This window comes from Aliinostoc sp. HNIBRCY26 (assembly GCF_050235535.1).
In the GTDB taxonomy this organism is placed as follows: Bacteria; Cyanobacteriota; Cyanobacteriia; order Cyanobacteriales; family Nostocaceae; genus Trichormus.
In genome coordinates this window covers 953,989-979,357 of sequence record NZ_CP189852.1, presented here as the reverse complement: position 1 = coordinate 979,357, position 25,369 = coordinate 953,989, and the positions used below count along the sequence as shown (strand labels likewise).

At 41.5% G+C, this 25,369-nt stretch carries 17 protein-coding genes; 10 read left to right on the top strand and 7 right to left on the bottom strand.

Annotated features, from left to right (window positions below; all coding sequences use genetic code 11):
* The first annotated feature begins 191 nt into the window (after nt 1–191).
* From ACQFX9_RS04165 to ACQFX9_RS04155, 3 genes are all read left to right on the top strand, one after another.
* A complete protein-coding gene (locus ACQFX9_RS04165) occupies nt 192–794 on the top strand; it encodes a Uma2 family endonuclease (protein WP_427160832.1) in 603 nt (200 codons plus the stop codon).
* 72 nt (nt 795–866) lie between these two features.
* Entirely contained in the window at nt 867–1,136 is a 270-nt protein-coding gene (locus tag ACQFX9_RS04160) for a YciI family protein (RefSeq protein ID WP_103140240.1), read from the top strand.
* A gap of 380 nt (nt 1,137–1,516) precedes the next feature.
* The gene (locus ACQFX9_RS04155; protein WP_236142190.1) at nt 1,517–1,930 is read left to right on the top strand and encodes a hypothetical protein; all 414 of its coding nucleotides are present in this window, start codon (nt 1,517–1,519) and stop codon (nt 1,928–1,930) included.
* A 127-nt stretch (nt 1,931–2,057) separates the two neighbouring features.
* Here ACQFX9_RS04155 and ACQFX9_RS04150 read toward each other — a convergent pair whose 3' ends face one another.
* Nucleotides 2,058–2,249: a hypothetical protein gene (locus ACQFX9_RS04150; RefSeq protein ID WP_427160831.1), complete on the bottom strand. Its 192-nt coding sequence runs from the start codon at nt 2,247–2,249 to the stop codon at nt 2,058–2,060.
* 594 nt (nt 2,250–2,843) lie between these two features.
* On the opposite strand from ACQFX9_RS04150, the gene ACQFX9_RS04145 reads away from it, so the two are divergent.
* Nucleotides 2,844–5,372 carry a sugar phosphate nucleotidyltransferase gene (locus tag ACQFX9_RS04145; protein ID WP_427160830.1) on the top strand — a complete coding sequence of 843 codons (2,529 nt, stop codon included), beginning with the start codon at nt 2,844–2,846 and terminating at the stop codon, nt 5,370–5,372.
* Between the two features lie 298 nt (nt 5,373–5,670).
* Here ACQFX9_RS04145 and ACQFX9_RS04140 read toward each other — a convergent pair whose 3' ends face one another.
* Entirely contained in the window at nt 5,671–8,790 is a 3,120-nt protein-coding gene (locus ACQFX9_RS04140; protein WP_427162789.1) for an MFS transporter, read from the bottom strand.
* Nucleotides 8,791–9,302: 512 nt separating this feature from the next.
* On the opposite strand from ACQFX9_RS04140, the gene ACQFX9_RS04135 reads away from it, so the two are divergent.
* Nucleotides 9,303–9,509, top strand: coding sequence for a chlorophyll a/b-binding protein (locus ACQFX9_RS04135; RefSeq protein WP_427160829.1), 207 nt, complete (start codon nt 9,303–9,305; stop codon nt 9,507–9,509).
* A gap of 137 nt (nt 9,510–9,646) precedes the next feature.
* On the top strand, nt 9,647–9,859 hold the full coding sequence (locus ACQFX9_RS04130; protein ID WP_103139964.1) for a chlorophyll a/b-binding protein: 213 nt from the start codon (nt 9,647–9,649) through the stop codon (nt 9,857–9,859).
* A gap of 228 nt (nt 9,860–10,087) precedes the next feature.
* On the opposite strand, the gene ACQFX9_RS04125 is transcribed toward ACQFX9_RS04130, so the two are convergent.
* Nucleotides 10,088–15,214 (bottom strand): eIF2A-related protein, encoded by a 5,127-nt coding sequence (locus ACQFX9_RS04125; protein ID WP_427160828.1) that lies wholly within the window; start codon nt 15,212–15,214, stop codon nt 10,088–10,090.
* 533 nt (nt 15,215–15,747) lie between these two features.
* The gene (locus ACQFX9_RS04120) at nt 15,748–16,068 is read right to left on the bottom strand and encodes a DMT family transporter (protein WP_427160827.1); all 321 of its coding nucleotides are present in this window, start codon (nt 16,066–16,068) and stop codon (nt 15,748–15,750) included.
* A gap of 397 nt (nt 16,069–16,465) precedes the next feature.
* On the opposite strand from ACQFX9_RS04120, the gene ACQFX9_RS04115 reads away from it, so the two are divergent.
* Nucleotides 16,466–16,915 carry an Hsp20/alpha crystallin family protein gene (locus ACQFX9_RS04115; protein WP_427160826.1) on the top strand — a complete coding sequence of 150 codons (450 nt, stop codon included), beginning with the start codon at nt 16,466–16,468 and terminating at the stop codon, nt 16,913–16,915.
* Nucleotides 16,916–17,362: 447 nt separating this feature from the next.
* Entirely contained in the window at nt 17,363–18,043 is a 681-nt protein-coding gene (locus ACQFX9_RS04110) for an HAD family hydrolase (protein ID WP_427160825.1), read from the top strand.
* Between the two features lie 140 nt (nt 18,044–18,183).
* Here ACQFX9_RS04110 and argS read toward each other — a convergent pair whose 3' ends face one another.
* From argS to miaA, 3 genes are all read right to left on the bottom strand, one after another.
* Nucleotides 18,184–19,950: an arginine--tRNA ligase gene (argS, locus tag ACQFX9_RS04105; protein ID WP_427160824.1), complete on the bottom strand. Its 1,767-nt coding sequence runs from the start codon at nt 19,948–19,950 to the stop codon at nt 18,184–18,186.
* A gap of 187 nt (nt 19,951–20,137) precedes the next feature.
* Complete coding sequence (locus tag ACQFX9_RS04100; protein ID WP_427160823.1) at nt 20,138–20,875, bottom strand: GDSL-type esterase/lipase family protein; 738 nt, start codon at nt 20,873–20,875, stop codon at nt 20,138–20,140.
* 30 nt (nt 20,876–20,905) lie between these two features.
* A complete protein-coding gene (gene miaA, locus ACQFX9_RS04095) occupies nt 20,906–21,805 on the bottom strand; it encodes a tRNA (adenosine(37)-N6)-dimethylallyltransferase MiaA (protein ID WP_427160822.1) in 900 nt (299 codons plus the stop codon).
* Between the two features lie 420 nt (nt 21,806–22,225).
* On the opposite strand from miaA, the gene gyrB reads away from it, so the two are divergent.
* On the top strand, nt 22,226–24,163 hold the full coding sequence (gene gyrB / locus ACQFX9_RS04090) for a DNA topoisomerase (ATP-hydrolyzing) subunit B (RefSeq protein ID WP_427160821.1): 1,938 nt from the start codon (nt 22,226–22,228) through the stop codon (nt 24,161–24,163).
* 248 nt (nt 24,164–24,411) lie between these two features.
* Nucleotides 24,412–25,110, top strand: a complete 699-nt coding sequence (locus ACQFX9_RS04085; RefSeq protein ID WP_427160820.1) for a fasciclin domain-containing protein — start codon at nt 24,412–24,414, stop codon at nt 25,108–25,110.
* Nucleotides 25,111–25,369 lie beyond the last annotated feature (259 nt).

Below are 25,369 nucleotides of genomic sequence, written 5' to 3'. Positions count from 1 at the left end.
CATTCACAAGGTCAAGCGATACACTCACAATGTCAGGCAATACATTCACAATGTCAATGCAGCATAAACTGTGGAAAGGTAAAGAAATATTAAGTGATTTCCAGCAGCAAAATTCAGGAGAATAGGCACACCCAAAAAATCCAAAACTGAACAATGCTAAAATTTCAACTAAATATGGCATTGACAAAGCTATGTCAACCACGCTGCAAAAATCAATCTCATTAGCAGAGTTCCTTAAACTACCAGAAACTAAACCTGCTAGTGAATATATAGATGGTCGTATCTACCAAAAACCAATGCCACAAGGCAAACACTCCCGCCTACAACTAAAACTTTGTAATGCAGTTAACCAAGCAACTGAAGCACAAGAAATTGCCCTAGCCTTCCCAGAATTACGCTGCACGTACCCTGCGGGAAGCCACTCTGCGAGTGTCTATGGCGGACGTTCGATAGTTCCAGATGTAAGCGTATTTGCTTGGGAACGAATTCCCTTTGATGTGAATGGGGAAATTGAAAATACCTTTGGAATTTATCCTGACTGGACAATTGAAATTCTTTCCCCAGAACAAAACACCACTAAGGTAATTACAAATATTCTTCACTGTTTAAAACACGGCACTAAATTAGGCTGGTTAATAGATCCAGATGAACGTTTGATGTTAGTCTTTTTGCCAGGACAACAACCTATAGAAATGACTGGGGATGAAGTTTTACCTGTACCGGAATTTTTACAATTGAATTTAACTGTTACACAGATTTTTGCCTGGCTAAAACCAAGGAAAAGCAATACATAACAAATAGCTTATTCGCGCCAATGCCGTTTTCCCATAAGATGACAACAGGTAGTTAATCAATCTAAAGTCATCATGCCCAAATATGTCATGTGGGGTTCTTACTGCGAAGATGTTCTTGAAAAACGCGCACCTTATCGTGATGCACATCTAGCCGGTTTAGCTAAACAAAAAGAATCTGGTGTGCTAATTACAATTGGCCCTACCAAAGATGTCACCAAAGTTTTTGCTCTTTACGAAGCGGAAGACGAAGCCACTGTACGCCAATTAGTTGAAAATGATCCCTACTGGCAAAATGGTATTTGGACTGAATACTCAGTGAAAGAGTGGATTCAAGCTTTTTAAAGCTGCTACAACTCATCATGTCGGCGCATAAAACATCTTTTTATGTGCCAGTTTTATTACTGTCCACTTGTTAATATGATTCTGCTCTGAACAGTCAAATTAACACAGAATTAAGACTTAAGTATTGCTTAAACCCTTGCAAAACATACGTTGTTCAGGACGTGCTTAAAATTATCAAAGGAATATTCTTTTAATAAATATTAAAAAACTCTGGCTTTTAGTAGATGAAATTGCTATTTTGTAATTGCCATGATGAGATATAGTGACTACATTAAAATAGTCGCAGTTGTCTATACTCTGAATAACAACATCTATATACATCTGCAATGGCAAAAGCATGATTTTGCTGTAAATGTAGGTGTTCCCACAAGGTGAGACTTATGAAAAAAACCCTCAAACGTGCATTTTTACCAAGCTTCATGGCTGCAAGTTTAGCCAGTCTGACTTTACTACCAGCACAGCCTGCTGCTGCTGATAGAAGAATTGTAGAAGATACCCTAGTTGGTGCTGGTGCTGGTGCAGTTACCGGACTGTTGACAGGATGTAATGTAGTGAGAAATGCGGCCAAGGGTGCAGCAGCAGGTGCGGCGGTGAATGGTGCTAATGGTTTAAGAAATAATCCCCGTCGTCGTAATGTAGGCCAAGATATTGCCGTTGGTGCTGGTGCTAGTACATTGACAGGAGTAGTAATTGGTGGTAGAGGTCGATGCAACAAACCACTAAATAATGCTGTCAACGGTGCAGCCGCAGGTACAGCAGTGCATATCTGGCGTAACAATAGACCTAGACGATAATTTCCCTGCAACCAACACTGAAACTGATTGTTGATTTTGTGTAACTAAAATAGAATAATCCAATTTTCAGACCCTATTTTCTTGTGGAAGATAGGGTCTGAAAGTAGAAAATCATTACCCTGCTAATTTAACCCTTCAGAGCTTTTCTGAAGTTACTACGATAAGATTTATTAGCTATAAATAAGACAGGCCATAGCAAAGCTAAACTGATGCGATTAGCAAAAGATTGATTGAAATTAGTTCTGGTGAAACCGTTCCAGAACTTCCAGACACCACCCACATAAATTACAATTAAACCCAAAATAATTAACTTAGACATGGGTATTAACTCCGTTAGTTAGTGACTACACTCAAGCTAAAACATACTACATTATGTAAATATTCTATCTCTAATAGAGAAGACGGTTGGAACTGGGCATGGGGCATAGGGCATAGGGCATGGGACATGGGGCATGGGGCATAGGGCATAGGGCATGGGGGAAGCAGTGCAGTCTTGGTATTTCCTCAAGTTGAGCAACTGCCGTCATGGGGCATAATAGAGAGACCAAAATATTCTGTTTTTGGGTTTTCTCTTGTACTGTGTGTTTTTTGTGGCACAGTGTTAAAGATTTTCTATATTACTTTTTCCTTCTGCCTGGTTGCTTGGTAAGCTGCTGGTAGCTAACATAATTAAACCTGAGTAGTCGGAATTTCATTTAGTAGCGAGTGTTGCATAAGGTTGATTTTTTAGGGTAGGCACAGTCTACCGTAAGTCTCGCCAACCCTATACAAACAGCACTGATACTTATTACCTGTTAGATGTTTCTAGCGGAAGTTCCTTCTCAATCAGTGTTTGTAGGAAACTGGACAAAAACACAATACACTCTCACGGGTTTACAAGCAGCTAATAGTTGCAAAAAGTTAAGGAGGATTTATGCGTGCAGTGCTGATGGCAGGCGGTTCAGGGACGCGACTTCGCCCGTTAACTTGTGATCTACCAAAACCGATGGTGCCGATTCTCAATCGACCGATCGCTGAACATATTATCAATTTACTCAAAAGACATCAAATCACAGAAGTGATTGCCACACTGCATTACTTACCTGATGTTTTGCGGGATTATTTTCAAGATGGCAGCGATTTTGGCGTACAAATGACTTACGCCGTAGAAGAAGACCAACCTTTGGGGACAGCAGGTTGTGTAAAGAATATTGCCGAACTTTTGGATGAAACTTTTTTAGTAATTAGTGGTGATAGTATCACAGATTTTGATTTAACAGCTGCGATCGCTTTTCATAAACAAAAACAATCAAAAGCAACTTTAATCTTAACCAGAGTTCCTAACCCCATTGAATTTGGTGTAGTAATTACTGATGCTGAAGGTAAAATTAAACGCTTTTTAGAAAAACCATCAACTAGCGAAATTTTCTCGGATACCGTCAACACCGGTACTTATATTCTCGAACCTGAAGTTTTAGAGTATCTCCCAGACCATACAGAATGCGACTTTTCTAAAGATTTATTCCCCTTACTGTTAGCCAAAGATGAACCAATGTATGGTTACATCGCTCAAGGCTATTGGTGTGATGTCGGACACCTAGATGCCTATCGGGAAGCGCAATACGATGCTTTAGAACAAAAGGTCAAATTAGATTTCGCCTACAAAGAAGAGACTTCTGGCTTATGGGTGGGACAAAACACCTACATTGACCCCTCAGCCCATGTCGAAACTCCAGCGATGATTGGGAGTAACTGCCGCATCGGTGCGAGAGTCCAAATTGAGGCCGGAACGATCATTGGGGATAATGTCACCATAGGTGCAGATGCTAATCTCAAGCGTCCCATCATTTGGAATGGTGCAATCATTGGTGACGAAGCCCAATTGAGTGCTTGTGTGATTTCCCGTGGAACCCGTGTAGACCGTCGCGCCCATGTCTTAGAAGCGGCGGTGGTTGGTTCTTTGTCCACCATTGGCGAAGAAGCCCAAATTAGCCCTAGTGTGAGAGTTTGGCCGAGTAAAAAAATTGAATCCGGCGCAATTTTAAACATTAACTTAATTTGGGGTAATACTGCCCAACGTAACTTATTTGGGCAACGGGGCGTACAAGGATTAGCCAACATCGACATTACCCCAGAATTTGCCGTGAAATTGGGGGCTGCTTACGGTTCAACTTTAAAACCCCAATCAAAAGTCGCCGTTTCCCGTGACCAACGCAACGTTTCCCGCATGATTACTAGGTCACTAATTGCGGGGTTAATGTCAGTGGGTATAGATGTTCAAAACCTTGATTCTACAGCTATTCCCATTGCCCGGACAGTCATCCCCACCATGAAAATCGCCGGGGGAATTCATGTACGGGTACATCCCGATCGCCCAGACTACATCCTGATAGAATTCATGGATGGAAAAGGGATTAATATCTCCAAAGCCCAAGAAAAGAAAATTGAAGGGGCTTTCTTTAAAGAAGATATGCGCCGCGCCCTCAGCCATGAAATTGGTGATGTCGCTTACCCCAGCCAAGTCATAGACCTCTACTGCACCGCCTTTGAGAAACTACTGCACGTTTCCACCCTCCGCAACAGTCGGGCTAAGGTGGTAATTGATTACGTGTATGCGGTCTCAGGGGCTGTTTTACCGCAAATGTTAGACAAATTTGGGGCTGATGCGGTAGTTCTCAATGCCAGCTTGAATAAAAATGCCGTATCTACCACTGATAGAGAAGCATTATTAACTCAGTTGGGTCATGTGGTGGAAGCCTTAAAAGCTAACTTTGGTGTGCAGGTATCAGCCAACGGTGAACAACTCATCTTAGTTGATGAGTCTGGTTTCCCCATTCGTGGCGAACTGTTAACCGCACTGATGGTTGATATGATTCTCACCTCTAACCCCAGAGGTACGGTAGTTGTACCGGTGCATTCATCGAGTGCAGTGGAACAAGTCGCCCGTCGTCATGATGGCCGGGTAATTCGCACCAAAGCCAACGCAACAGCCTTAATGGAAGCTTGCCAGAAAAATTCTAATGTGGTGTTGGGCGGTAGCGGTGACACTGGTTTTATCTTCCCGCAACTGCATCCTGGCTTTGATTCCATGTTCTGCATTGCCAAGATTATCGAAATGCTGACAATTCAGGAGCGATCGCTGGCGACGGTAAGATCAGAATTACCCCGCGTCATCCACAAAACCCACACTATACGCTGTCCTTGGTCGGCTAAAGGTGCATTGATGCGCTACTTAGTAGAAACTCACCCCGCCCAAAACCTTGAACTCATCGATGGTGTGAAAATTCGGCAACCCTTTGATGACAGTTGGTTATTAGTTTTACCAGATGCCAGTGAACCTTTAGTACATCTGTATGCTAACAGTAACGAACGTGATTGGGTAGATGAGACAGTGAGGGATTATCGTTCACGGGTGCAAACCTTTGTAGAAAGACAGCAGGAATATCACCCGGCGGAGGTGTGATACCAATTCGCAATTCGCAATTCGCAATTCGCAATTCGCAATTGATAAATCCTGACTTGACAAGGGTTTCTGGGTTTGAATCTGTATCAGAATTTTAGTGAATTGGTGTGAATATTAGACATTACAAAGTTCTTTGGTAGGGTTAGGGAACAGGGAACGGGCAATAGGAAATCCCACACTTAAAAGTGTGGGATTGAAAGAATGACGAAGTTTTTAGCGGGCGTTAAACCCACAACTAAAGTTTTTTTCTTTCCCTGTTCCCTATTCCCTGTTCCCCGTTCCCTTTTTTTTGTAGATGTCAAATCCAGACAACAGCGATCGCGCCTCCGAAAGCTGAGAAAATGGCGGATACTACTGCTGTGGCAAACAACCACCAAGCGGCGGAAGCGGCGGCTTTGCGGGTTTCCTCGGCTTGTCTTTGGGCTTGGTGTTTGACTTCTTCTAGACGGCGTTGGGCTTCGTGTTGTAGGCGTTCAGCACGTTGTAGGACTGTGTTCCGGGCGCGTTCGATTTGGTCAATAATCCGATTGGCATCGGCTTCGGAAATATCTTCACGGGAACTCATGATGGCTACGAGAGTTTCACGATTGAAGGATGAGAGGCGATCGCGTAAGGCTTCAAATCCTGCCTGCGGGTCTTCAAATACTATACGGATATCATGCTTAATACCATCATAGTTGAGTTCGGGACGCTCTAAGGAATTGAGATAGTTACGAATTCTGGCAAAAATTCCATCAATTACATCTTGAATTCGGCGTTGAATACTCCGCACTTGTTCCACAAATTGATCACGTACACCGATGATATTATCGGCAATTTGCGCTGCTTCTTGGTCGCTGAGGTCTTCGCGAATTTTCAATAGGGCGATAATTGTGGAACGGTCGAAATGTGACAAGCGGTCGCTTAAACTTTCCATCCCGACGGCTGGGTCATGCAAAAGTAATTGTATATCCCGCTTGATACCTTCTGGGTTCAATTCTTCCTTGCCAGTGTAACGTAAATATGATTCCAGATAAGTTTGGAAGTTCTGGACTCTTTGTTGCGTGCGGGTAGCAAGGCGACGGGGTGCGCGCACAATATTGCGAAGGGAAGTTTGCACGGAGTCAATGACTTCATTAACTTGGGCTTCACTCAAGTCTTGACGCTGACTCAATAATTTCACTAAGGTATCTCTGTCTACTTGCGACAACCGCCGCCGCAAAGCCACAACTCCCTCACTGGGATTTTCAAACAGTCGATTTAAGTCCCGTTGGATTCCTTCGGGGTTGAGTTCTGTTTTACCTGTGCTGCGTAAGTAATCGGCGATGGTGGTAGTTACGGAATCATATTGGGCTTTGGCTTTGTCAACTACGGCTTGGGGTGTGTGGCGGATGCTGTGCCAAGAGTCTTCGACCGTGTTGATGATTTGCTGTGCTTGTTCCTCACTGATATCTTGCCGTTGACTCAGTAATGTTACTAAGGTATCACGGTCAAACCGAGACAACCTAGCGCGGATGGCGGCAATACCGGCTTGGGGGTCGGCGAGTAAGGTTTTCAGGTCAGCCCGAATAGCATCAGGGTTTAACTCGGCTTTATCGGTGTTACGCAGATATGATTCAATATTTAACCAGAGAGTTTCAGCTTGATATTTGGCTTGTTCTCCCAAGTTTTTGGATTCTATCAAAGCGCGATCGCGTTGTTTTTCTATGTCATCCAAAACGCGTTCAACTTCATAAAACTGAAGATCATTGCGTTGCAGCAAGATTTTTTGCATTTCTTGACGGTCAAGAATCGCCAACCGTCGGGAAATAGTTTCATAGTCTGCATCAGGGTCTGCAATCAGGGGTTTAAAATCCCGTTCAATTCCCTCTGGGGTCAAATCAGCCTTGGCTGTCACTAGTAAATAACTCTCAACTCGCCGTTCTAAATCCTGAGAGATTTCCCTTTCTTCCTCCGCCGTCACTAGTAATGATACTTCCTGACGGACTGCTTCTAGGCGATCGCTAATATGTTGAATTTGGCTTTGAGTGAGTAATCCCCTATCTTGGAGAATATTCGCAAAATCTTGGCGAGAGAGTCTTTCTAGTTCCCGCCGCACTGTTCCAGGGTCGGCGGCTGGGTCGTAGATCACATCCCGAAATTCTTGGGCAATTCTTTCTTCACTCAATTGCCAAGCATAGGTGGTGTGTAGATAGTTTTCCACATCAGCGCGAATGGGACTGTAGGGTCTCGAAGGTGTGGGTAATCCCAATTTATCAGCTTGGACTGTAGCTTTTTCCTTAGCCGTGGTCAAAGCCTGCCAGATTTTTTCCACATCTAAATCTGATAAATCAGCCCGTCCTAAAACTACCCCAGTTAAAGCCGATAATCCCTGTTGTAGTGTACTTTGAATTGGCCCTGGGGCTGCTTTTTGTTCCTCGCCTTTACCTGGACGCAGTTCTGCAATTAATCTGTCTAATTTGGCACTGAGTTCATCAGTTTTGGTTTGTCCTGGTGGGAGAGTTTTGAGATAGTTTACCAATTCACTCAGGCTGTCTTGCATCGGTTGTTGCTGACCTATCACCTGTTGCCACACACTATATAAACTATCAGCAATGCGGTTAACATCTCGCTTAGATAAATCTGTGCGACTGCTAACTAACTCCACAAACTTTTGGCGGTCAATATGACGCAAATCAGAACTAGCAGCAATTCCTCTGAGTTGTGGATCTTGGAGTAAATTTTCAAATTCCCGACGAATATGAGTTACGTCTAATTCTGGTGGACGCAGCTTTTCAATATAATCTTCTATGTTTTCTCTGATACTGATGGGGTCAATTGCACTGCCTAATTCCCGACGTACCGCAGAGGCGGCGGCTTCAGCTGTGGCAACAACTTGCTGATTCACCGCCTTAGCACCCAAGGCGGCGGTAGCTGTCCCCATAATCGCCTGAAAACCAGAGGTGGCGGTATTCACTACCGAACCAATTAATGAACCAACGGTAGTAGAACTCACCCATACTAATAAAAGAAAGTACGCACCCCAAATGACCAAACCTAGAATTGCCCCTAGTCTGGGGTCAAATACCAAAAGGCTTAATTTGACGGAGAGAAATGAGGCGATTAATAAGGCAATGGTGACAGAAATCAATGTCCAAAGTCCTACAGCCGTACCAATTTTGCGAATTGTACCGCCCAAACTGCCCTCCGAATCACCACTAGAATCAGAGGGACGACCCAAATAAGAAATCCCCGCCGCAACGGAGAGATTAGTTAATACCAATTGGAAAGCAAAGGCTAAAATTACGCCCGATAGTAAAGCCACAAAAAAGCGTGGCCCCGAAGTCAACAAAGATAATTGTGCTGGTGACACACTAGAGGGATTAGGATCAATTGGGGCTTGTGCCACCCACAATAGAGGCTTGTAGAGTGCCGTAATGATATCTGTACTTTGAAACAACATTGTATTTCCTTGCACTAGTCGGTTAGAAAATTTGGTTAATTAGTTTGTGAGTAGCAATGGTGGTTTAAGTATGTTTTTATGGGTATTGGCTACATTTTTGGTTATTATTAGAATCCTGAAAATTAACAACTAAAATCATCTCCCTAAAGATTGAAAGCATATCTGACGCGAGATAGAAGTTTATTTTTTATATCGGTTTATTTTCTATAAATGAGAAAATAATAACTAAATAAAGCCGAATATTTCAGAACAAAAAGGTTATTTTTTTAATAATTTCCCAGGAATTATTTATTTCAGGAATTAACTGGCTTTATTACAGTTACACACTAAAATTTACATTTATTTACAAACATGATTTTCATCACCTCCAGAAGATGGATTTGATGCCAGAAAAATGCTGCAAGTAATCGTCCGCAAGAAGTGTGCAGAGATTGTATCTATTGACAGAAAGCAATCACATAATCGCTAGCTAAAGTTAAGTTAAGTAACAAATTGTTTGGAGTAAAAAAATGGAAACACGTTCTTCCAGTAGTAATCTGCCAACAATTGCTACAGAGTATAACGGACGCGATCGCAATGCCTTTTTATTTGGTTGGACACCCCAAGCAGAAATCTGGAATGGTCGGTTAGCGATGATTGGCTTTCTCGCCTATCTATTGTGGGATTTAGCAGGTTATAGCGTCCTGCGTGATGTTTTACATCTAATTGGTTACTAATACTAATTCAAAATCAGTCAGATTTTCTCAGGTCTTTTGAGTTGGAATCTGGTGATGAATTTTGCATTGTTGGTGCATTTAGTAATCACAAAAGTGAGGAAAACAGTCTAAATAGATTAAATAGTTAGGAGACTAAAATGGAAACTCGCGAAACTCGTTCTACTACGGATTTACCACCAGTTGCTAATGCTTACAATGGTGTAGACCGCAACGCTTTTTTATTTGGTTGGACACCCCAATCAGAAATTTGGAATGGTCGGTTAGCAATGATTGGTTTTCTCGCCTATTTATTGTGGGATTTAGCAGGTTATAGTGTCCTGCGTGATGTCTTGCATTTGATTGGATATTAATCAAGTAACGCCAGACCTAACCCCCTAACCCCCTTCCCTACCAGGGAAGGGGGAATTATGATATTTTAAATCTTCAAATTATTTTATCGGAATAAAGATAGGTTAAAACCCCCACCCCTTGTGGGTGGCTGAATTAATTGCGTTAGCGTAGCGGGGCGAGAGCATCATTGCGAATTGCGAATTGCGAATTGCGAATTGGTTTTATTTCTTCCCCTGCCCTCTACCTCCCTACTCTCCGAAACACAACTGATAATTCTCAGGAGTCACACTAGGGTTAGTAGTGAGATAATCATTAAGGCGATCGCAAGCTCGATTGAGTAATTGATCTACATCTAAGGTTTGTAGTTCTATCCCGTCTAAATTCCACAATTTAATTGTTGTGTCCTGTCCTCCAGAGACGAGTAGTTTACCGTTGGGACTAAAATTCACACTCCTCACACTGCCTTGATGTCCTTGGAAGGTAGTTAATAAAGTTCCGTTGGTGACATTCCACAGTTTAATAGTGCCGTCATCACTAGCAGAAGCGAGGGTTTTACCATCGGGGGAAAAATTGACATTCAACACTAAATCTGTGTGTCCCTGTAGGGTGTGTAACAGTTGACCTTCGATACTCCACAGTTTTACTGCCGCATCTTGACTACCTGAAGCAATAACTTTACCATCAGCAGAAATCGCTACACTCCAGAGGCTAGCACTATGACCTTTGAGTGTTTGCAGTAATTGACCATCTAAATTCCAGATTTTGATGGTTTTATCGGCACTGGCGGAGATAATGTTTTTCCCATCGGGAGTAAATTTAATATCTGTCACCCAGCCGTTATGTCCAGACAAAGTACGGAGTAAACGACCATCCACACTCCACAATTTAATTGTTTTATCTGCACTTCCAGAGGCGAGAATTTGATTGTCTGGACTAAAACTCATCGTCGTTACCCAATGGTTAGGACTTTGCAGGGTACGGAGTAAAGTCCCGTCTTGGTTGCGAATTTGGATACCTTGACTAGTGCTAGCTAAGGCGACTAAATTGCGATCGCTACTAAAACTCACACTGGTAACATCAGGAATGGGTGAAATGAAGGTTTTGGTGATCTGTCCGTCTAAGTTCCAAAACTTCATGGTGCTATCAGCACTCAAAGAAATTAATGTATCACCATTATTAATAAAACTCACATAACTCACACTACCCTTATGTCCATAAAAAGTTTTGGGTATGGTTCTATTTAAATTCCAGAGTCGGACAGTGTTATCATCACTAGCCGAAGCCAAAACCCGATTATCTGGGCTAAAACTGAGGCTATTAACTTCGTGAGTATGTCCTAAGAATGTTCCTAAAATACTCCCATCTCGCGACCAGAGAATGATTTTCTTATCAGCACCGGCAGTTGCTATCATCTGTCCGTCGGGAGAAAAAATCACTCGCCACACACCTTCTTGATGTCCTTCCAAAGTTCTCAGTAAAGTACCATCACGACTCCAGAGTTTAACTGTGTGGTCTGCACTAGCGGAAGCAATGGTTTTACCATCGGGACTAAAACTGACGCTGTTTACTTCCTTGGTATGGGCGGGTATTGTTGTTAATGTCCGTCCGTCAATACTCCACAGTTTCATAGTTCCGTCATCGCTGGCTGAGGCAATGGTGTCACCCTCCGGCGAAAAGCTAACAGCATTCACAGCCCCAGTATGTCCAGGTAGAGAAAGTATTAATCTACCATCACGACTCCATAGTTTCACTGTATTGTCAGCACTACCAGAAACTATAGTTTGGCTATCTGGGGAAAAACTCACACTATTAACACCTTGAGTATGGCCTTGCAAGGTATGGAGTAATTTACCGCTACGATTCCAGAGTTTAATTGTACCGTCGGCACTAGCGGAAGCCAAAATTTCCCCATCGGGGGAAAAGGCTACATTATTGACCCCATCATTGTGACCTGTAAGAGTATTGAGTAACTTTCCATCACTGCGCCACAGATGAATTGTGTTATCTGCACTAGCAGAGGCTAAAACTTCCCCATCGGGGGAAAAACTCACGCTTGTCACCCAAGAATTATGCAGTAAACGGTTGCGTTCTTGGGTAGTGTAAACAGCTTGTTGCAATATAGTTGCAGTTTGGCTGCGGACTGCTGGCGGAAAGCCCAGGTTAATTTTCTGTACTTCCTTACCTGCTTGTACACTGGTTACGAGTCCTTCTAATTGCTGATGAGAAAGCAAGTAGTTAGCGGCTAGGGAATTGAGGGCTTGAATTTCTTGTAATTGGGCTTTTTGAGTTTGTTGGTAAGCAAGTACAGCTAAACCGAAAGCAGTTAACCCCAAGGTGCTGATAATCGCTACAGCCCGTTGTGCTTGTCGGAGACGATTTTGTTCTTTGAGTTGCTGTTGTCGTCTAGCTTGTAAACCAGCCGCAATAAAATTTTGGACATCTAAAGATAGTTCATCGGTGTAATTGATATAAATTTCTTCCGCTTCTGCTAACCGTACACCTTGTAAAAGAAAGTCGGCTTGATGGTCATTTTGTACCCAGAGATGAGCAGCTTGTGCAATTTGCCGTAGCGATCGCAATCTACTACGATTTTCCTCCAACCACCAGCGTAACGTTGACCAGTGACGAATAATAATTTCATGGGCTACCTCAATCGTCACAGGCGATGAACTCAATAATGTAGAAAATTCCTCTTTTCCCCCTTGTCTACCTTGTCCCCCTTGTCCCTCTTCCACATTCACGACTACCAACTTAGCCGCCGTTAATATCTGCAATGTCCTCTCTACCAAGGCCACCGGATATTTATTCACCACCAACTCTGATTTTCCTACCCGTCGCCTAGTATCTTCTGTTCCTTCTCCTAACTGTGTTAGAGCTAAAAAAATCCATCTAGCACATTCTTGCACTTCCGGTTCTAAACTTTCATAAACTGCTTGGGCTTTCTTTTCTAACGCCCCTTTAATTCCGCCCAAGTGTTGCTGATAAGCCTGTAAAGGAATTACACCACATTCCCGATATTCCCATAACTGCTCTAGAACAAATTCCAATAATGGTAAATAGCCAGGAGAGTAATTTAATTCCTGTAATAATACCTCTACTAACTCCGGTTCTACCGTTAAACCCACTTGTTCCGCCGGATGAATAATAATCCGGCGATATTCTTCTTTAGTTAAGCAAGGTGGTAATAAAACACTAGATTTTTGTAATAATTGAGCTAATTTTGCGACTTCCAAACAAGGGGAAATAAAATCAGCCCGTAGGGTAATCATTAACTTAAATTTCTCTGGGATTTTCTCGACTGTTCCCAAGACGATTTCTAGAAATCTTTGCCTGTCTTCGCTAGCTGCTAAAGTGAATAACTCTTCAAATTGGTCTATTACTAAAACTACCATTGGTTCAGGTCGCTGATGCACCCAATGGGTGAATCCTTCCGCACCTTGATATAAAATCCCTTCTAACTGCATTTGCTGATAGGCTTTTTCTCGCTCAGTTCCCCTATCTACCATCCGCCGCGATAAAGCTTCTAAAGGGTGTTTTCCAGGACGAAAGCTTCTCACCCACCAATCTTGACTTCCTAGTAATTGTTTACCTCGACGCAGTTGCGCCATCACACCCGCCTGTACTAAAGAAGATTTCCCACTCCCAGAAGCCCCAACTATCGCCAGAAAGGATTTTTTCTCTAACTCAGCTAGAAGTTGTTGGGTGAGGGTTTCCCTTCCGTAGAAATACTGTGCATCTTCTTCAGTAAAGGCTTGTAATCCAAAGTAAGGACAGATGCCTAAATCAATGCTAGCTGGTGTCTGATTACTCCTATGACTGACAGTGGGAATAATTTCAATCACTCCCTGAGTACCAGATAGCCAAATCTGTAAAGGGAGTAAATTTGCTGTCCAAATTTGTTGCAATTGGCTAATCCAGCTAGCAGCTGATAAACTCGGTTGTGCTTGGGCTGCTTGCAAAGTAGAGTATAAAGCTTGGGCAAATTGTTCGGAGTCTTCTGGGGATGAAGCCGCCGCTATAATACATTGTCCTTGCTCAAAACCCAGTTGTAGGTCTTCTACCCAATCTTTGACAGTTCCTTGACTATCAGTCAGCACATCTAAAATAATGATTTGTTGGTTATAGAGAGAACGTCTGAGTTGTTGTCTTAACCAAGAACGACTCAAGCGGGTATCTTCTCCCAACAATAAAATAGGTTCTCCCGCTTCTGTGGCGGCTAAACGTCCCCGCAAATATAACAGCACCGTGGCTAAGTTTTGCGGTTGAGTTTGCCGTTCTGATTCTATGGTGTGTAAACAGGTTTGAATTATTGTCTGTAAATCTTGGCTGGTATGAGTGCGAGGCCAATACTCAACTGCAAAACTTCCCACAGCCTGCAATAGCTTACTTAACCCCAAAACAGTCTGATTGGTAGCTAATCCTTCTATAATTAACGCTTGTCTGCTATCAGCAACTTCTAGTAATGCAGGTTTCACCCCAAGAATAATCTCACCTACTCCTTCTACAATGCGTTTAGGCGTTTGTAGGGGATATTCCGAATAAAGTTTGTTGTCGCCTCTGGTGCGATTTTGTTGGTTAATTAGCCGTAATTGCTGGTTAGTTTGTTCTATATATTGTTTAGTTTGGTGATAAACATAACGATAAAGCCCGTCCGCATCAATTAAACCTTGACTATCCGCCGCTTCACCGCGTAAACCCCGCATTAAATAATAGGTAAATACTCCGTGTCCCAATTCTGGGAATTCCCATGACTGTTGATTAGTGTCACATGATAGTAGAGCGTAAAAACCTTTACTTTGCTTGGCTCTATGGCGAAGTAATTCCACTATTTGGGGAGTGGGGTTAGGAACAGCAGACTGGGTGGTGTCGCCTCTTGCACCTCTGAAGGTAAGGCTACCGCTATGACAAGCATCTAGCCAAACTAATTGAGTTTGTGCCTGACTATTCCCTAAAAGTTGCAAAAGTTCTTGTAAGCTTAAACCTGTGTGGAGTAAATCATCAGTTTGGGTATCTGCTAGACACAAAATCGCCTGTTGGGAGTTTGGCTCTAGCATTCCGTGACCGGAGAAATAAAATAATATGGTGTCTTGTGATTCGGCTGTGCTGACGATTTGGTTTAAACTATCACGGACTTTAGATAATAGGGGCTGTTGGGGGACAAAATCGTGATGAACCCATTCTTGTTTATGGGGAAAACCTTGTGTTGCATCAGCTAAAGCCGCAGCTAACCCTTGACAGTCAACAGCCGAGTAACGTAGCGAGGGAAGTCTCTCATCTTGGTATTGGTTAACTCCCACTAGCAACAACCAAAGCTTCGCTGTTCCTGTTTCTAGGGTGTGAGTAAGATGGCTGGTAGCAATACCGAATGGAGACATTGTTTTAATTAGTTATTAGTCAATAGTCAATAGTCATTAGTTATTAGTTTTCTCTCCCCTGTCTTCCTTATCTCCCCAGTCCCCAGTCCCCAATACCCAGTCTCCAATCCCTTGGATATGACTAGTTGCGTGTTGGTTAACTGTAATCAACAGGTAGGTTTCGTTATTTTATTACAGCTTCATATCCCAAGACTGCTGGAATCTTTAATAATTTTATACATTTTCTATCTTTGGTGATATCTACAAAAAGGTTGTTGAATTTTTATAGCGAAAAAATTTGTCAAAGTGGCGACAAAGGCTAGATGGGTTTTGATAGAGTGTTGACAGTTAAGCGATCGCTTGTTTCAATCTAGCGCAGCATATCCTGGTTGCTCTCCAAAAAAAGCAGCCAGACTAGATTAAGTCTGCTGCTATGGTTTGAGGCGTTGCTTGCTACTTCAAAGTGCTGAATATGCACTTTAAATAGATAAACTCTTGTTGATTTCCTCTGTTCATTACCTCGTTCAATTTGGGATGAATGAGGTTTTTTTATTTTATTTGCTGGCATTAATGCCAATGACACCAATCACAATTAAAGCAATAGAAATAAATTTGGTGAGTGACATCGATTCACGAAACCAAATAATGCCAATGCTAGCGATTAACATTGTGCCTAAACCAGACCAAATTGAGTAAGCTACACCAACATCAAGTTTCTCTAGGGAAAGAGTAGAGAAAGTAAAACCACAACCATAAAATACAAATATCAAGATTGAAGGAATTAAGTTTCTGAAACCATCAGATAGTTTCATGCAGGTTGTGCCTAAGACTTCAAACAATATTGCTGCTATTAAGTAAATCCAATTAATTAACATATTTGTTGCGAATCTTTGACAGGAATATCGTTGTTATTGTCAATCTCTACTGTATGAAAATTTTAATCAGTAGTTCTGCTATTTAGATGACAGAGAATTAATGAAACATGAATTAATGATATCCCCGTAAATTCCACTGTTCTCTACTTAAGAACTATGATTTCTGTAAACAAGTCGTATTTCTATATATAGGAATGAGACTTATTTATCTGGCTTTGTAGGGTTTACCGAACCAGATAAAACGGGTTTACCGTAACGTTTAGATGAGTTCGGTAATCATCATTTCCCAGGTGATAAAAACCGAATTTACACCTACAGTATTCCTGAATAAGATGAGAACAAATCAAACAATAAACATTCAGTTAAACACAACTTAATTCTCATAGGAGTGAAACATATGGCACTTATTCACTGGAATCCTTTGCAAGAACTGAACACCATTCAACGTCAACTCAATCACATTTTTGACGAAGATATGTTAAGCACAACAATTTTAGATCGGACTGCAACTAAAGTTCCTGCTGCGGAACTACAAGAAACAGATGATGCAGTCTACTTAAAACTAGAAATTCCTGGTGTAGAAGGTAAAGACATTGATTTGCAAGTCACCGACAAAGCCGTATATATTAGCGGTGAACGGAAATCTCAAACCAAGACAGAAGAGAAAGGTAAAATCAAGAGTGAATTCCACTATGGTAAATTCCAACGTGTAATTCCTTTACCTGCACGTATTCAAAATACTAATGTCAAAGCCGATTACAAAGATGGTATTTTGCATTTGACCTTACCGAAAGCGGAAGAGGAAAAGAATAAGGTTGTTAAAATCAATCTAGATTCTGTCGGTTAATCAGATTTTATCGGTGAAAATATTTAGTCAAAGATCCCCGACAAATTCAAATAGTCGGGGGTCTTTTTGTACTTAAATGATTTACTATAGATGTGCATAATTAAATTAGAATTTGCTGATAAATAGACATAAAATTTATTTTTGCCTATGAAGAGCATAATTGTGTAAGTAGAACATGGTAAATAATTAAAGGTTTGTAGTGAGAACTTTAGTTCTCTCTCCGAAACTTCCGCGAACAGAAAAGGACTAAAGTCCTTACTAAGAACTGAATTCTAGTATTGTTACATTGCTTAACATAAGCTGGGTTCTTCCAGTGGTTCTACTTATAGGTGTAACAGGGAACAGGAGCTAGATTTTCTTGGTGTATGAATTCTATTCTTAAAGGTTGTATCTCACTCACTATCTGCTGTAATTAAGTGTTGTCAAGGTGTAAATAGAGGATTAAGTGTGCTACCGAATATCCGAGCTGCTATTTTTGACATGGATGGGTTACTGTTTGACACAGAAAGCATTGCTCGCTGGGCTTGGAAGCAAGCCTTAGCTAGTCATGGCTATCTGATGAGTGATGATTTTTACTTTGAGTTTGTGGGGCGGGATTTATCTTGGCGAGAAAAAATTCTCAAACAACGATATGGGGGTAGTTTTCCCTTTGAGTCAGTGACAGCACAGCGAATTGAAATTGGCGATCGCCGAGAACTTCAAGAAGGTTTACCATTAAAAGCAGGGGTATTAGATTTACTGCGTTGGTTAAATAATTCCGGTATAGTTATTGCTTTAGCTACAGGTACATCCCGTCATCGCACTATCCGCCGTCTTACCAATGCAGGTATTTTGCCATACTTTACTACTATTGTTACGAGTGAAGATGTTGCTCAAGGGAAACCTGCGCCAGATATCTATTTAGAAACCAGTCGCAGAATTAATATTGCACCTGTGGAGTGCTTAGTATTTGAGGACTCATGTGTAGGTATAGAAGCTGCTTTCAGCGCAGGAATGTACCCAATTATGATTCCCGATATAGAAAAACCATCACCAGAAATTAAATGTTTAGCCTACCAAGTTTTAGACTCATTAGAGCAAGTCTGTGAGTTCTTAGAACAGGGGTTAGGGACTGGGAACAGAGGATAAGCGTTAACAATTCAAAATTCAAAATTCAAAATTCAAAAATAAATTGATTAATCAATAAAGGCGATCGCTGCTCTACATGATTCATTCTAAAATGTTTAGGGGATACTCCATGTAGCAGCAAGCGATCGCATTCTCTAAACCTACATTCTCTCTAATACTTGAATCCCCAACAAAGATAAACCGAGTTTCAAAGTTCTTGCTGTCAAATCACATAAAACTAAGCGGGATGTCCGCAGTGGTTCTTCTGCATTTAATACAGGTACTCCTTGATTGCGGTCATAAAACACATTAAACTTTTTACTTAGCTCATAAAGATACTCACATAAACGATTAGGGAGTAAATCTTCTTCCACGGTGCTAATCACTTCACCTAATTGCAACAAGAATTTCGCCAGAGCAAATTCTGTTTCATGCTGCAATATTACCTTGGCATTGCTGCCTAATTCTGCAAAGTTAATTTCACCTTTGCGGCTAATTCCTTGAATCCGAGCATAAGCATACAACATATAAGGCGCGGTATTGCCTTTGAGATCCAGCATTTTATCAAAGCTGAAAACATAGTTACTAGTACGGTTTTGGCTTAAATCCGCATATTTCACCGCACTGATACCAACTACCCCAGCTACTTTGTCAATAAATTCGGCTGTTTCTTCCCGTTCTTCTACTTTTAATCTCACTTCTAAATCAGTACGCGCGCGAGTAACAGCTTCATCTAATAAATCCCGCAGTCTCACAGTATCACCAGAACGGGTTTTAAATTTCTTGCCGTCTTCACCTAATACTAAACCGAAGGGAACGTGAACTAATTCCACATCATCGGGAATCCATCCAGCTTTCCGTGCTACTTGGAAAAATTGAGCAAAGTGATTGGCTTGTCCAGCATCAGTAACGTAGATAATTCGTTTAGCTTCGTCTTTTTCTATGCGGTAACGTAGTGCAGCTAAATCTGTTGTGGCGTAGTTATAACCACCATCCGATTTCTGTACAATTAAAGGTAAAGGTTCACCTTCTCTGTTAGTAAATCCATCCAAGAAAACGCATTTCGCGCCTTGGTTTTCCACCAATAAACCAGATTTTTCTAACTCTACTAGAACTCCTGGAAGTAAAGGGTTATAAAAAGATTCCCCACGTTCAGTTAATTTGATATTCAATAAATCATAAATTACTTGAAATTCTTGGCGTGATTGTTCACACAATAATTTCCAAGCATGAAGCGTATCTTCTGCGCCTGCTTGCAGTCTCACTACTTCTTGGCGTGCAGTTTCTTGAAAGGCTTCATCTGCATCAAACCGTTGTTTAGCTTGGCGGTAAAAACTCACTAAATCACCAATATCTAAAGCATTTGCAGTAGTTAATGCTTCAGGATAAACTTCCCGTAGGTAAGCAATTAACATCCCAAATTGCGTACCCCAATCACCCACATGATTCAAACGCAATACATCATGTCCGCGAAATTCTAGAATCCGGGCAATACAATCACCAATAATAGTAGAGCGTAAGTGTCCGACGTGCATTTCTTTAGCAATATTCGGACTGGAGAAATCAACAATTTCCCGTTGTGGGTGTTTGGCGGTGGGAACACCAAGCCTAGAATCTGCGTGAATGGCGTTAAGTTGTGCTTCTAAGTATGCTGTTGTCAGTTTGAGATTAATAAAACCAGGCCCGGCGATTTCTGGAGTTTCGCAGATTTCCGACACATCCAATTTTCCAACAATAGCAGAGGCGATCGCCCGTGGTTGCTGCCCTAATTTTTTACTCAGCGACAAAGCCACGTTAGCTTGATAATCACCAAACTTAGGATTACTAGCAGGAACTAAAATCGGATCTACTCCGGCGTACTCATCGCCAAAAGCAGCCATCAAAGCCTGTTCAAGTTTTGCCTTTAGTTGTTCTTGTGTAGCGTTCATATAATGAATTGTATTTGTTTACGGGGCTAGGGGCTGCCTACTGGACTGTCTCCAAGGCTTGATTATTTTAACTCTAAAATTCAGTAAGTCGGTGGGGAAAAACTTAGGATTGATGCGCTGAAGCTGGAAACTTTCTTCTCACCTGCGCTATTTTAGCTACAAATATTTACTAAGATTTACTGACTTTTTAGTCATTTTCCATATATTTTTCAATTGTTTCTTTCCATTTTAAATATGCTTGTCCATTTAGATGAATTCCATCTAATGTATATTTTTTATCTAACTGATTTTTATTGTCAGATAATTGAGAAAATATATCTATGTATTCATAACTAAACTCTTTTGCTAGTTCTTTTAGCTCTGCATTAAATTGCATAATCAGAGAGTTGTCGTACAAGAAACCTTTCTCATTATTTACAGGCAAAAGACTTTGAATGATAACTTTTGTGTGTGGTGATTCAGTTTGAATCTTTGTTAGTAAAACTTTGTATATTATTAACACATCTGTTAATGATTTATGTTGAGATGCCAAATCATTAATACCTATCATTAAGAAAATTTTTGCTGGTTTTAAATCTAATATCTTATCGATACGATTTAAAACTCCTTCTATCGTATCTCCACCAATTCCACGATTGATAATTTTGGGGTTATTCAATAATTCTAACCATTCTCCCTCATCCGTCAGACTATCTCCCAAGAAAATAATATTTTCATTGGAGTGGCTTAACATTTCAAATTGACTGGTTTTGTGGTGGTAATACACTGAAGCGTTATATTTATGACGATTATGAATTAATTCATCCATTTTTTGATATATGTATACTACACCTCCTCTCCTATAAATAAAAAAAGCAGTTAAGCTCATAAAGAATATATTAAATAAAACTGAGATGTTTAATAATGTATTTATTTGAATTTTCATTGCAAAACTCTTGAATCGCACACTAGTCAATCAATCATAAGTAATAAATTTTTCTGCACGCTGCAATACATTATCCAATAAATTAGGATCATTATTGTCAAACCATTCAATTTGAGGATAAGCTCTAAACCAAGTACGTTGGCGTTTAGCAAATTGCCTTGTATGTAAAATTGTTAATTCTTTAGCTATATCTAAAGAAATTTCTCCGTTTAAGTATTGTTTAATTTCTTGATAGCCTAAAGTATTTAATAAAGGTAAATCAGCACCATATTTTTGACACAAATATTCAACTTCTCCCACTAAACCATCTTTTATCATTTGTGCAGTACGTTTAGCAATACGTTGTGCTAATTTTTCCACATCACAATCTAGTCCAATTTGCAAAATTGGATAAGTCGGGGGATTTTCTCCTTGCTGCTCAGAAATGGGAATTCCCGTCACATAAAATACTTCTAAAGCTCGTAGAGTCCGCACGGGATCATGGGGATGAATTTTTTTTGCAGCCGTAGGATCAACTTGCTGCAACATACTATAGAGTGTATTTTGTCCCAGGGATGCGAGCTGCGATCGCAATTCATAATTCGGTGCAACTTTAGGAATCTTCATCCCCTGTACAATCGAGCGAATATATAAGCCAGTACCCCCCACAAGTAGCAGTGGAGAAACACCAAGAGAATTAATTAAATTTTGCGCCTGTTCTTGATAGTCTGCTACCGTCATTGTTTCCTGGGGATCGCAGATATCTATCAAATAATGAGGAACTAATTCTTGTTCCGCCAAAGTCGGTTTCGCAGTCCCAATATTAAACTCACGATAAACCTGACGAGAATCAGCACTGAGAATTACAGAACCCAACCGCATCGCCAAATTCAAAGCCAACCCAGATTTCCCCGTCGCAGTAGCACCACAAATTACGATTAGTTTAGTCATTAGTCATTAGTCATTAGTCATTAGTCATTAGTCATTAGTCATTAGTCATTAGTCATTAGTCATTAGTCATTAGGGAACAGGGAACAGTTTTTCTCATCTCCTACCTTGTCTCCCATGCCCCATGCCCCATACCCCATGCCCCGCTCTATGCTAAAATCTTGAAGCCTTTGCCACTTCCCATACCAGACGCTACAAGCTTTTTGTCTTTTCTACTCAAAACCCCCTAGTGTATGTTATAAATCTGTGAAATTTGAAATATTCAAGGAATAAATTCAAAAAACTTATGGGGATACATCCCCTATATAAACTTCTCACAAAATTGCCCTACAGTCGCCATCAAGCCTTTTGTGTTAAAATTTTGGTGTGTTTTGACTTTATAGCCCTTGGGCGATTTCAACCCCACACATCAGGAGAATTTTCATGACGAGCAGTTACAGTGCCGATCAGATTCAAGTTCTGGAAGGTCTGGAAGCCGTCCGCAAACGACCGGGGATGTACATCGGTTCTACCGGCCCGCGAGGACTCCACCATTTAGTTTATGAGGTGGTCGATAACTCTATTGATGAAGCTTTAGCCGGTTACTGTACTCATATCGAGGTGGATCTGAATGCTGACGGTTCAGTGGCGGTGACGGATGACGGTCGGGGAATTCCAACCGATACTCACTCACGCACGGGGAAATCGGCTCTAGAAACTGTATTGACTGTGCTGCACGCTGGCGGTAAATTTGGCGGCGGTGGTTATAAAGTTTCTGGGGGATTACACGGGGTTGGGATTTCTGTTGTTAATGCTTTATCAGAACTTGTAGAAGTCACAGTCTGGCGAGATAAAAAAGTTCACACCCAGCGATATGAAAGGGGTATTCCTGTCACTGAACTAGTCGCCAAGTCTTATAAGGAAGCAAGAACAGGGACATCTGTTAAATTCAAGCCAGATGATCAAATCTTTACCACTGGTACTGAGTTTGATTACATTACCCTCTCAGCTAGGTTACGCGAATTGGCGTATTTGAATGCAGGAGTGAAAATCACTTTCACGGATAATCGTCTAGAACTCCTCAAAAGCGATACACCCAAGGTAGAAACCTACGAATACAAGGGTGGGATCAAAGAATATATCGCTTACATGAACCGTGAGAAGCAACCACTACATGAGGAAATCATCTATGTACAGGGAGAACGCAATAACGTTCAAATAGAAGTTTCCTTACAGTGGTGTACCGATGCTTATACAGATAACGTACTGGGTTTTGCCAATAACATTCGGACTGTTGACGGTGGTACTCACTTAGAAGGTTTGAAGGCGGTTTTAACTAGAACCTTGAATGCGATCGCTCGTAAGCGCAATAAAATTAAAGAAAATGAATCTAACCTCAGTGGTGAACACGTCCGCGAAGGTTTGACGGCGGTAATTTCCGTAAAAGTTCCAGACCCCGAATTTGAAGGACAAACCAAAACTAAACTCGGAAACACCGAAGTTAGAGGTATTGTTGATTCCTTGGTAGGGGAAGTTTTAACCGAATACCTAGAATTTCACCCAGGTATAGCAGATTCCATTTTAGATAAAGCCATTCAAGCGTTCAAAGCCGCAGAAGCAGCACGCCACGCCAGGGAGTTAGTCAGACGCAAATCTGTACTAGAATCTTCTCCATTACCTGGTAAATTAGCCGATTGTAGCTCCCGCGACCCTGGAGAATCAGAAATCTTTATTGTGGAAGGCGACTCAGCAGGCGGTAGTGCAAAGCAAGGACGCGATCGCCGCACCCAAGCCATCCTGCCTTTACGCGGTAAAATCCTCAATATCGAGAAAACTGACGACTCGAAAATCTATAAGAACAACGAAGTTCAAGCCTTAATTACAGCCTTGGGTTTAGGTGTCAAAGGTGAAGAATTCGACGCTTCCCAACTACGTTATCATCGGATTGTAATCATGACCGACGCGGACGTAGATGGGGCGCACATCCGCACACTTTTACTGACATTCTTCTATAGATATCAGCGATCGCTCATTGAACAAGGCTTTATTTACATTGCTTGCCCCCCATTATATAAAGTAGAACGGGGACGCAATCATGAATATTGTTACAGCGATCGCGAACTACAAGAAATAATTGCCAAATTCCCAGCCAACGCCAACTATACCATCCAACGATTCAAAGGTTTGGGTGAAATGATGCCTGGACAACTTTGGGACACCACCATGAATCCCCAAACGCGCACCCTCAAGCAAGTAGAAATTGAAGATGCTGCCGAAGCCGATCGCATCTTTACAATTTTAATGGGCGATCGTGTCGCACCCAGACGCGAATTTATCGAAACCTATGGTTCTAAACTCAACTTGACAGATTTAGATATCTAGGGACTGGGGACTGGGGACTGGGGACTGGGGACTAGGGACAAGGTAGACAAGGTAGATTTCTACTCCAATGCCCAATGCCCAATGCCCCCTGCTCCCTTGCCATCAACGCTAGTATATTGTTTTTAATTGGAAGTCCTTTTTAAATGCTCCCCCTCCCTAAAAACTACACCATTGGGATGAGGAAGGTTAAAAAAAAGAAATTGACTATTGTAAATAAATCTTTATCGCAATGAAATTAAACCAAAGCCATGACAGCAAACAGCAGTTTGGCAGTTAAAGCATTGTTTAATATTCTAGGTGCGGGTAGTCTGATAACCCTATCAGCCTGCACCCAACCAACTACAGAAACTCCCACAACTAACCTTCCAGAAGCTACCTCAACCCCTGTAAACACAGCAACTGTTCCACCTGTATCACCTACTCCTACAGTTACTAATACTTCACCCACTCCTAACAGCACCACCACATCTAATCGCAATTTAGCCGAACTAGCAACGGCAGCAGCCAACCAAGGACAATTTCAAACATTACTTAAAGCAGTTAAAGCCGCAGGCTTAAGCGATCAATTAACCACACCAGGGCCTTACACTGTATTTGCACCCACTGACGCAGCTTTTGCACAGTTACCCAAAACCACACTTGATAATCTTTTGCAGTCAGCTAATAAACAGCAATTAGTTAAGCTTTTAGCGTATCACGTCATCCCCGGAAGATTTACCTCTCAACAACTCCAATCAGGACAGCTTAAAACCCTAGAAGGTAAACCAGTTAATATCAAAGTAGACCCAAGCAATCAGACTATTACTGTCAATGATGCTAAAGTCACTCAAGCAGACATTCCCGCCAGTAACGGTATCGTTCATGTAGTAGATAAGGTCATCCTACCCCCAGATTTTTCCAATAGTTTAAACACAGCACCTACAACAACCCCAACCACTCCTCGGTAACTGTAGGGTGTAAGGGTTTAGGGGTTTAGGGGTAAAAATTCAGATAATTCATACCTCAATACGGTTCAGTTCAGAAAGTTCTCGTGTAAAGACAAGAGAACTGGGAAAAGTAAAAGATAAAAAGGCTTATCTGCAACTATATTGATTTACACCCTCACACCCTCACACCCTTAAACCTTCACACCCTCATACCCCCAAACCCTTAAACTCTCAAAACCAAAAAATCCTCGGAATGCAGAATCTCTGCTCGAAAATCGTT

Coding starts and splice junctions, on each gene's coding strand:
- ACQFX9_RS04165 (WP_427160832.1), top strand. CDS start 192: ATGTCAACCACGCTGCAAAAATCAATCTCATTAGCAGAGTTCCTTAAA.
- ACQFX9_RS04115 (WP_427160826.1), top strand. CDS start 16,466: ATGGCACTTATTCACTGGAATCCTTTGCAAGAACTGAACACCATTCAA.
- ACQFX9_RS04135 (WP_427160829.1), top strand. CDS start 9,303: ATGGAAACACGTTCTTCCAGTAGTAATCTGCCAACAATTGCTACAGAG.
- argS (WP_427160824.1), bottom strand. CDS start 19,950: ATGAACGCTACACAAGAACAACTAAAGGCAAAACTTGAACAGGCTTTG.
- ACQFX9_RS04130 (WP_103139964.1), top strand. CDS start 9,647: ATGGAAACTCGCGAAACTCGTTCTACTACGGATTTACCACCAGTTGCT.
- miaA (WP_427160822.1), bottom strand. CDS start 21,805: ATGACTAAACTAATCGTAATTTGTGGTGCTACTGCGACGGGGAAATCT.
- gyrB (WP_427160821.1), top strand. CDS start 22,226: ATGACGAGCAGTTACAGTGCCGATCAGATTCAAGTTCTGGAAGGTCTG.
- ACQFX9_RS04150 (WP_427160831.1), bottom strand. CDS start 2,249: ATGTCTAAGTTAATTATTTTGGGTTTAATTGTAATTTATGTGGGTGGT.
- ACQFX9_RS04085 (WP_427160820.1), top strand. CDS start 24,412: ATGACAGCAAACAGCAGTTTGGCAGTTAAAGCATTGTTTAATATTCTA.
- ACQFX9_RS04120 (WP_427160827.1), bottom strand. CDS start 16,068: ATGTTAATTAATTGGATTTACTTAATAGCAGCAATATTGTTTGAAGTC.
- ACQFX9_RS04155 (WP_236142190.1), top strand. CDS start 1,517: ATGAAAAAAACCCTCAAACGTGCATTTTTACCAAGCTTCATGGCTGCA.
- ACQFX9_RS04145 (WP_427160830.1), top strand. CDS start 2,844: ATGCGTGCAGTGCTGATGGCAGGCGGTTCAGGGACGCGACTTCGCCCG.
- ACQFX9_RS04160 (WP_103140240.1), top strand. CDS start 867: ATGCCCAAATATGTCATGTGGGGTTCTTACTGCGAAGATGTTCTTGAA.
- ACQFX9_RS04100 (WP_427160823.1), bottom strand. CDS start 20,875: ATGAAAATTCAAATAAATACATTATTAAACATCTCAGTTTTATTTAAT.
- ACQFX9_RS04125 (WP_427160828.1), bottom strand. CDS start 15,214: ATGTCTCCATTCGGTATTGCTACCAGCCATCTTACTCACACCCTAGAA.